We start from the raw sequence: 8833 nt of genomic DNA, 5'->3' as shown, positions 1-8833 counted from the left end.
CCAACGCAAACACCTGCGCCGCACTCAACCTAGCCGCCAGGCGCATCCCCAACCGCGGCGTCAGCAGCATCGCCACGGCAAACGGCAACATCCCCGCCCCCGCTTCAAGCGCCGACAGTTGCAACCCGTTCTGCAAGTACAGCGGCAACAAAGTCATCATCACCTGGGCACAAGCGGCATAAGCGAACATCCCCAGCAAGGCGCCAATGAACCGCCCACTGCGCATCAGTTGCAGATCGATCATGGGCCGTGCTTGGCTGCGCTCGACCATCACGAACAAGCCAAACAAAAAGGCTGCAATCACCAACCGCCCCAAGGTAGGCGCGCTATCCCAGCCGACCCGATTGGCGTCGATCAACGCCCAGATCAGGTACCCCAGGCTACCGGCGAAGGTCAGGCTACCCAGCGGATCAAGCCGGGCAGCAGCGCTATCGCGGGACTCTTCGACACTGCGCAGCACCATCAGCGCCAGCACGGCCACCAGCGGCAGGTTGATGTAAAAGATCCAGCGCCAGCCCAGGGTACTGGCGATCAGCCCGCCGAGCAGCGGCGCAAAGGTGATGGTGGCCCCCATGCAGGCGCCCCAGAAGGCCCAAGCGCGCAGCCGTGCTTCGGGCTCATGGAAGCGGTGGCCGATGGCAGCCAGGGCGGCGGTGAGCAGCAGCGCAGCGCCCACGCCTTTACCGGCACGGGCCAGGTCGAGCCACAACAGGTTCGGCGCAGCACCGCAGGCCAGGGAAGCCAGGCCGAACAGTGCCAGCCCAAGCAGCAGCATGCGCCGTCGGCCAAAGCGGTCGGCCAGGCTGCCGGCGGGCAGCAGGCAGGCGGCGAAGGCCAGCAGGTAAGCGCTGACCACCCATTCGATGTCGGCGAACGAGCCGGACAGGTCGCGGGCGATGCTGGGCAGGCTGACGGCGACGATGTTGGTGTCGAGGATGATCAGGGCGCACACGGCCGAGGCGGTGAACAGGGTGAAACGCGCAGAAGCGGGGGTGGACATGGCAAGGCTCCAGGGGGCGTCATCGCGGACCGCGAGATGCCCCGCGATGGCATTGAGGCTCGGCCGGTCATCGGGCTTTGCCGCCGCGACGCCAGCCTTGTAGTGTTGCCCTCACCATAACGCCGCCGGGCGCGGGGCTTGTTAGCCGCCACGTCCTGCGTCATTAGCCCCCGGCTAACGAGGCCCCATGGAAATCCGCCACTTCCGCTACTTTCTCAGCGTCGCCCGCCACGGCCATTTCACCCGTGCGGCCGAGCAGCTGGGCATCGCACCGCCCACCCTCAGCCGGCAGATCCAGGACATGGAGAAAGCGCTGGGTGTGCTGCTGTTCCAGCGCAGCCAGCGCGAGGTACGCCTGACCGCCGCGGGCGAAGCCTTGCGTGTGGAAGCCGAGCAGGCGGTGCGCCAGTTCGACGCCGCGCAACTCAGCGCGCAGCGCGCCGCACGTGGCGACAGTGGGCGCATCGAGCTGGGCTATGTGGCTTCGGCGGCCTACTCCGGTACCTTGCAACAGCAAGTGACCCGGTTCAGTGAGGCCCACCCCGGCGTGCATCTGAATATTCGCGAGGCGCCAATGGATGCGCTGCCAGCGCAGGTGCTCGACGGTCAACTGGACCTGGCCTACGTACGCTCACCGATGGAACTGCCGGACGGGCTGGAGGCGATTCCCCTGCATGAAGAAGGCTTCGTCCTGGCGCTGCCCGCCGGCTCGCGCCTGAACGAGCTCAAGCAGCTCCCGGCCACGCGCCTGGCCAATGAAACCTTCATCCTCCCCGAGCAGATCTCCGGCACGCTGGAGGTCGCCGCACAGGGTGGTTTCGTCCCACGCCTGGGGCCGCAGCCGGGCAGCCTGGTGGCGGTGATCACCCTGGTATCGCTGGGCCAGGGCGTTGCAGTGGTGCCGGAATCAGTGGTGCGGCGGATCAACTTGCCGCAGGTGAACTACCGGGCTGTCGAGGATTGCCGGGCGAGTTCGTGGTTGAGCCTGTTGCACCGGCGCTTCGAGAAGTCACCGGCCGTCGCCCGCTATATCGAGGCCGTGCGCTCGGCATCCAGCGCGTAGAACTCCTGCAGCTTGGCCTGCAGCAGGGCCTTGTCCGGCAGGCGGGTCTGGTATTCGGCAATCAGCGCGGGCGACAGGCTGCGGTTCAGTGCGTACTCCACCACTTCATCGTCCTTGCTGGCGCACAGCAGCACGCCGATGGCGGGGTTCTCGTGGGCTTTGCGTTCGTTGCGGTCGAGGGCTTCGAGATAGAAATCCAGCTTGCCCAGGTACTCGGGCTCGAAGCGCCCCACCTTCAGTTCAATGGCCACCAGGCAGTTGAGGCCACGGTGGAAGAACAACAGGTCGAGGGCGAAGTCACGGCCGCCCACTTGCAACGGATAGTGCGAGCCGACGAAGCAGAAGTCGCGGCCCAGCTCGACCAGAAAGTCCTTGAGGCGGCCGAGCAACCCTTGGTGCAGGTCAGCCTCGGCGTGCCCGCCCGAGAGGCCGAGAAACTCGATCATGTAGGCATCGCGGAACACCTCCAGGGCCGCCGGATGGGCCTGGGTGAGCGCTGCCGATGCCTTGGCCGGTTGCGTCACGCTGCGCTCGAACAGCGCGGCCTTGAGTTGGCGCTCAAGCTCACGGCTCGACCACTTCTCCTGCGCTGCCATACGCAAGTAGAACTCACGCTCTTCGGGGAGTTTGCACTGGCTGAGGATGATCAGGTTTTGGGTCCACGGAACTTGTGTCAGCAGTGCTGACACTTTCTCCTCATGCCCACGATAGACCTCATAAAACTGACGCATGCGGAACAGGTTGCGCCGGGTAAAGCCTCTCAACCCCGGCTGGGTCAGCGCCAGATGATCCGCCAATTGGCTGACCACGCCGTCACCCCATTCGGCTGCCTCCAGTTTGCGGCTGATGTATGCCCCAACCTGCCAATGCAACTCGATCAGCTGGGTATTCACAGCCTGGACCGCGCGCTGGCGAGCCGTCTGGATCAGTGCAATCACTTCAGCGAAACGCGTGTCGGCCTTTACGGACGCGGTTGCATCTTGAGACTCGGTGTTCATGCGACGACTCCCTGGCGATGATCAATGAGCGCAAGAGTCTATGGGCATTCATCACACTGGCTGACAACACAACTGTTGCAAAACGCAAAGAGGGCGCCCACTGGCGCCCTCTCGTTCACAGCAAAGCCATCACCCCATCGACCGCACGCCCACCACCCGCGCATGCCCCCGCGTGGTCACGATACCCAGGAACGAAATCACGATGGCCAGCCCCAGCGTGGCGCTCACCTCGGCCCGGTGCTCCTCGGTGAACATCATCACCCCCAGCGCGCAGCTGATGAAGATGATCACCGCCCAGGTCAGCCAGGGGAACAGCCACATCTTGAACTTGAGGTTGGCGTTTTCACGCTCCAGCCGGGCACGCATGCGCAACTGCGAAATGGCGATCACCAGATACACCAGCAAGGCAATGGCGCCGGAGCTGGCCAGCAGGAACTCGAACACGCCCTTGGGTGCGAAGTAGTTGAGGATGGCGATGGCCGCACCGATCAGGGTGCTGCCGAACACCGCCGCGCGCGGCACGCCAACCTTGGAGGTTTCCTTGAGCATCGCCGGGGCATCGCCGCGCTTGGCCAGCGAGTACATCATCCGCGAGGCAATGTAGATCGACGAGTTCATGCAGCTGGTCACCGCGATCAGCACCACGAAATCGACCATCAACGCGGCGTTGGGGATGTTCATGATTTCCAGCGCACGCTGGTACGAACCCACCACCGCCAACTGCGGGTCGTTCCACGGCACCACCGAGATGATCACGAAGATCGACAGGATATAGAAGGTGCTGATGCGCCAGATCACCGAGCGGGTGGCCTTGGCGATGTTGCGTGCAGGGTCGCTGGATTCGGACGCGGCGATGGTCACCGCCTCGGTGCCGATGAAGCTGAACATCACGGTGATGAAGGCGCCGATCACCGCCGACCAGCCCTTGGGCGTGAAGCCGCCGTGCTCGGCCATCAGCGTGCTCAAGCCGCTGACCTCGCGGTTGGGCAGCCACCCCATCAGCGCGGCGAAGCCCAGGCCGATGAAGCCGAGGATCGCCGTGACCTTGAGGATCGCGAACCAGAACTCGAACTCGCCGTACTTGGCCACGCTGAACAGGTTGGTGCAGGCCAGCAGCAGCACCGAGGCCAGGGCGAAGATCCAGCTGTCCACCTGGGGGAACCAGGCGTTGAGCACATGCCCCGCGGCCAGGGCCTCGATGGGGATCACCAGCACCCAGAACCACCAGTACAGCCAGCCGATGGTGTAGCCGGCCCAACGGCCGATGGCCTGGTCGGCGTAGGTCGAGAACGACCCGGTGTCGGGATGTGCCACGGCCATTTCGCCGAGCATGCGCATGACCAGCACCACCAGGGTGCCGGCCACGAAATAAGAAAGAATGGTGGCTGGTCCGGCCGCCGCGATGGCATGCCCGGAACCTACGAAAAGCCCGGCGCCGATGATGCCGGCGATGGACAGCATCGTTACATGACGCGGCTTGAAACCTTGTGCAAGGTTGCCATCAGATCCCACGGTGCTCATTGATCTTGTTCTCTTTTTGCTGACACAAGGAAGGGACGGGCAGGTACAGGCGAAAAAGCATCTCCTTGAAAAACAATAAGAATGACACGTCGCTCAGGCGCTGTTGTTGAACTTCTTCACGCTTTTGCAGAGCCACGCACCGAACGATCCGGGGGTTATTTAAGCCGCGCGAGGCACGGGGAAATTGTTCGAGAACGTCCCGCAGGTTCGCGATCACGACACCCCGTGCCCGATCCCGCCAGATGTCGTGATTGGCTTGCCTGGAAACGACATGGGCCAGGCGCCCACAAAAAAGCCCCGGTCTCCCGGGGCTGTGCTGCACAGGCGTCTGCCTACGCCTTGCCGACACGCGGGGTGTCGTATGGCAGCAGGGAACTGTTGTGTGGTCATGTCTGGCCTCATCGCCGGCAAGCCGGCTCCCACAGGGTTTGCGCTGAACCTGTGGGAGCTGGCTTGCCAGCGATGAGGCCCGCACAGAAATCAACGCACCAGGCAAGGCTTCTTGTTGTCGAAGGTCCAGCCCGGAATCAGGAACTGCATCGCCACGCTGTCATCCCGCGCCCCCAGCCCCATGTTGCGGTAGCACTCGTGGGCCTTGGCCAACTGATCTTCATCCAGCTCCACACCCAGGCCCGGACGCTCCGGCACCCGCACATGGCCGTCGACGATGCGCAGCGGGTCGCGGGTCAGGCGCTGGCCGTCCTGCCAGATCCAGTGGGTATCGAGCGCAGTGATCTCGCCCGGCGCCGCCGCCCCCACCTGGGTGAACATCGCCAGCGAAATGTCGAAGTGGTTGTTCGAATGCGAGCCCCAGGTCAGGCCCCAGTCGTGGCACATCTGCGCCACCCGTACCGAACCCTGCAGGGTCCAGAAGTGCGGGTCGGCCAGTGGGATGTCCACCGACTGCATCTGGATCGCATGGCCCATCTGCCGCCAGTCGGTGGCGATCATGTTGGTGGCGGTGGGCAGGCCGGTGGCGCGACGGAATTCGGCCATCACTTCACGGCCCGAGTAGCCGTTCTCGGCGCCGCACGGGTCTTCGGCGTAGGCCAGCACATCATGCTTGTCGCGGCACAGGGCGATGGCCTCTTTCAGCGACCAGGCACCATTGGGGTCGAGGGTGATGCGCGCCTCGGGGAAGCGCTCGGCCAGCGCCGTCACCGCCTCCATCTCTTCTTCGCCACGCAGCACGCCGCCCTTGAGCTTGAAGTCGCTGAAGCCATAACGCTGCTTGGCCGCCTCGGCCAGGCGCACCACCGCTTCCGGGGTCAGGGCCTTCTCGTGGCGTACACGGAACCAGTCATCGTCCGAGTCGGCCTCGTTGCGGTAGGCCAGGTCGGTCTTGTGGCGGTCACCGATATAGAACAGGTAACCCAGCATTTTCACTGCATCGCGTTGCTGGCCTTCGCCCAACAGGGCCGCCATCGGCACGTTCAGGTGCTGGCCGAGCAGGTCGAGCAGCGCCGATTCGATGGCGGTCACGGCGTGCACGGTGATGCGCAGGTCGAAGGTCTGCAGGCCCCGGCCGGCCGCATCGCGGTTGGCGAAGGTCTGGCGCATGGCGTTGAGCACGCGCTGGTAGTGGCCGATCGGCTGGCCGACCACCAGGCTGCGGGCGTCTTCGAGGGTCTGGCGGATCTTCTCGCCACCCGGCACCTCGCCCAGGCCAGTGTTGCCGGCGCTGTCGCGCAGCACCACGATGTTGCGGGTGAAGTACGGGCCATGGGCGCCGCTGAGGTTGAGCAGCATGCTGTCGTGGCCGGCCACCGGGACCACGCGCAGGTCGGTGACCACGGGGGTGGCTACGTGCACGTCGGGGGTTGTCTGCATGTTCATGAAGTCTCTCTCGCAATCAGTTGGCCGAGGCGGCCTTGAGGTCTTGGGCAGGCGCGCCCTTGGCGCGGGTCCGGACGAAGAACACCGCGATGGCGGCCACGACCGAGGTCACCGCCAGGCCGTACAAACCGCCCTGGATCGAACCGGTCTGCTGCTCCAGCAAGCCGAAAGTGGTGGGGGCGACGAAGCCGCCGAGGTTGCCCACCGAGTTGATCAGGGCGATCACCGCCGCGGCGATGCGGGCATCCAGGTAGCCCTGGGGGATTGGCCAGAACAGCGATGAGGCCGCCTTGAAACCGATGGCCGCAAAGCACACGGCAACGAAGGCGAACACCGGCCCGCCGGTGGTGGACATGAACATGCCGGTCGCCGCCACCAGCAGCGCCGCCGCCACCCAGGCCTGCTGGAAGCGCCAGCGCCGGGCGCAGGCCGCGAAGCTGTACATGGCGATGATCGAAATCAGCCAAGGGATGGAGTTGAAGAAGCCCACCTGCAGGTCGCTGAGGTCGCCCATGCGTTTGATGATGCTCGGCAGCCAGAAGGTCGCGGCATAGATGGTCAGCTGGATGCAGAAGTAGATCAGGCAGAACAGCAGGATCTGGCGGTCCTTGAGCAGGCTCCAGGACGAAGCCTTGACCACCCCGCCCGCCTCGCGCTCGCGCTGCTCCTGGTCGATGGCGGCCACCAGCGCGTCCTGCTCTTCGCGGCTCAGCCACTTGGCGTCATGGGGTTTGGAGTCGAGCCAGAAGAACACGAAGAAGCACAGCGCCACCGAGGCCATGCCTTCGATGAACAGCATCCATTGCCAGCCGTGCAGGCCCATGCCCTGGATCTGCATCAATGCCCCGGCCAGCGGCCCGGAGATCAACGAGGCCACGGCCGAGCCACTGAGGAAGATGGCGATGGCCTTGCCACGTTCGGCGGCCGGCAGCCAGCGGGTGAAGTAGTAGATCACCCCGGGGAAGAACCCGGCCTCGGCAACCCCCAGCAGAAAGCGCAGCACGTAGAACTGCGTTTCGTTCTGCACGAAGGCCATGGCCGTGGCCACCAGGCCCCAGGTGAACATGATGCGGGTCAGCCACAGGCGTGCGCCGACCTTCTGCAACAGCATGTTCGAGGGCACTTCGAACAACGCGTAACCGATGAAGAACAGCCCGGCGCCGAAGCCAAAGGCCGCCGCGCTGATACCCAGGTCACTCTCCAGGTGCGGGCGGACGAAGCCGATGTTGACGCGGTCCAGGTAATTGACGATGAACATGATGACGAACAGCGGCAGCACATGCCGTTTGACCTTGGCCACGGCGCTGGTCAGCACCGCGTCGCGCCCGGCGGACGGATCGAGGGTGTGGTTCACAGGTGTTTCTCCCACTAATTGTTTTTGTGCGGGTCGATGGAGGCCCGGGCGTCTGGCAAACGCCCTGTTGTCTGACATCCAGATGAACGAATCATAGGCGCCGCAAAGTTGTACGACAAGATCGAAAACAGTCAGTAAAAAGCAAAATACAAGTAGATAAAACGCCTAAAAGCAGCGAAAAAACAAAAACAAGTCACCCTTGCGCAAGTAAAGGCGGCCGGTTAAAGGGCTAAATTATTTTCATTTTTTTAACTTGTCGTACAAGCAGCCCTGCTAGGCTCGGCTGATCGGCCAACCACTTGTACCGGCCCATCAGCGAGCCCCCGCATGGACACCCAAGAAACCCCGCGCAAACGCGGCCACAGCCGCGCCCACGACCTGGTCTCCAGCCTGACCCAGCAAATCCTGCTGGGCACCTTCAGGCCCGGCGACCGATTGCCCTCGGAAAACACCCTGGTGCGCGAGCACGGCATCAGCCGCACCGTGGTCCGTGAAGCGCTGTCCAAGTTGCAGGCCTCGGGCCTGGTGGAGCCGCGCCACGGCATCGGCACCTTCGTCATCGAACGCCAGGCCCAGGCCGGGCTGCGTGTGGGGGCTGAAAATGCCGCCAGCGTGCGCGACCTGCTGGAGCTGCGCATCGGCCTGGAAGGCCAGGCGGCCGCGCTGGCCGCCCTGCGCCGCACGGATCGGCATCTGGCGCAGATGCGCCAGGCCCTGGACGACTATCAAGACCTGGCCGCCGCCGGCGACAGCTGCATCGAAGCCGACCGGCGTTTTCACCTGCTGATCGCCGAGGCCACCGGCAACCTGTACTTCGGCGAGATGATGGCGCACCTGGGCAGCGCGCTGATCCCGCGCAACCGCCTGGCCCAGGCGGACCGCGCCGGCGCCAGGCTGGCGCGCCAAGCGTACCTGGCCAACCTGGAGCACGAGGCGATCCTCAACGCCATCCGCCGCCAGGACCCGGACGCCGCGCGGGCGGCGATGTGTTTGCACCTGTCCAACAGCCGGGATCGGTTGGTGCCGGATCAAGCACCTGTGTAATCCGTTCCGGCCCTATC

Annotated in this window: 8 protein-coding genes; 2 read left to right on the top strand and 6 right to left on the bottom strand. The window is 64.5% G+C overall.

Annotated elements, in window-relative coordinates:
- Positions 1-1048 (bottom strand): MFS transporter (locus F6X61_RS26720; protein WP_153789285.1); only part of this gene is annotated, 1048 nt, incomplete at its 3' end.
- Positions 1049-1187: 139 nt separating this feature from the next.
- On the opposite strand from F6X61_RS26720, the gene F6X61_RS26715 reads away from it, so the two are divergent.
- A complete protein-coding gene (locus F6X61_RS26715; protein WP_153789284.1) occupies positions 1188-2063 on the top strand; it encodes a LysR family transcriptional regulator in 876 nt (291 codons plus the stop codon).
- Here the strand turns inward: F6X61_RS26715 and F6X61_RS26710 are convergent.
- From F6X61_RS26710 to F6X61_RS26690, 5 genes are all read right to left on the bottom strand, one after another.
- Complete coding sequence (locus F6X61_RS26710) at positions 2027-3061, bottom strand: YhcG family protein (RefSeq protein WP_153789283.1); 1035 nt, start codon at positions 3059-3061, stop codon at positions 2027-2029. The two genes, F6X61_RS26715 and F6X61_RS26710, sit on opposite strands and share 37 nt — an antisense overlap.
- A gap of 129 nt (positions 3062-3190) precedes the next feature.
- Positions 3191-4582 (bottom strand): GABA permease, encoded by a 1392-nt coding sequence (gene gabP, locus F6X61_RS26705; protein ID WP_153789282.1) that lies wholly within the window; start codon positions 4580-4582, stop codon positions 3191-3193.
- Positions 4563-4799, bottom strand: a complete 237-nt coding sequence (locus F6X61_RS26700; RefSeq protein WP_153789281.1) for a hypothetical protein — start codon at positions 4797-4799, stop codon at positions 4563-4565. Before F6X61_RS26700 ends, gabP begins: the two co-directional genes overlap by 20 nt.
- 263 nt (positions 4800-5062) lie before the next feature.
- On the bottom strand, positions 5063-6418 hold the full coding sequence (gudD, locus tag F6X61_RS26695; RefSeq protein ID WP_153789280.1) for a glucarate dehydratase: 1356 nt from the start codon (positions 6416-6418) through the stop codon (positions 5063-5065).
- A gap of 16 nt (positions 6419-6434) precedes the next feature.
- The gene (locus F6X61_RS26690; RefSeq protein WP_110992737.1) at positions 6435-7772 is read right to left on the bottom strand and encodes an MFS transporter; all 1338 of its coding nucleotides are present in this window, start codon (positions 7770-7772) and stop codon (positions 6435-6437) included.
- A 327-nt stretch (positions 7773-8099) separates the two neighbouring features.
- On the opposite strand from F6X61_RS26690, the gene F6X61_RS26685 reads away from it, so the two are divergent.
- Positions 8100-8816 carry a FadR/GntR family transcriptional regulator gene (locus tag F6X61_RS26685; RefSeq protein WP_153789279.1) on the top strand — a complete coding sequence of 239 codons (717 nt, stop codon included), beginning with the start codon at positions 8100-8102 and terminating at the stop codon, positions 8814-8816.
- Positions 8817-8833 lie beyond the last annotated feature (17 nt).

Origin of the sequence: Pseudomonas sp. EMN2, from assembly GCF_009650555.1 — a bacterium.
Classification (GTDB): Bacteria; Pseudomonadota; Gammaproteobacteria; order Pseudomonadales; family Pseudomonadaceae; genus Aquipseudomonas; species Aquipseudomonas sichuanensis.
This window is presented reverse-complemented; position numbering and strand designations above follow the sequence as displayed.

Excerpts from the sequence above, each read along its gene's own strand:
- F6X61_RS26715 (WP_153789284.1), top strand. The coding sequence starts at position 1,188 with ATGGAAATCCGCCACTTCCGCTACTTTCTCAGCGTCGCCCGCCACGGC.
- F6X61_RS26710 (WP_153789283.1), bottom strand. The coding sequence starts at position 3,061 with ATGAACACCGAGTCTCAAGATGCAACCGCGTCCGTAAAGGCCGACACG.
- gabP (WP_153789282.1), bottom strand. The coding sequence starts at position 4,582 with ATGAGCACCGTGGGATCTGATGGCAACCTTGCACAAGGTTTCAAGCCG.
- gudD (WP_153789280.1), bottom strand. The coding sequence starts at position 6,418 with ATGAACATGCAGACAACCCCCGACGTGCACGTAGCCACCCCCGTGGTC.
- F6X61_RS26685 (WP_153789279.1), top strand. The coding sequence starts at position 8,100 with ATGGACACCCAAGAAACCCCGCGCAAACGCGGCCACAGCCGCGCCCAC.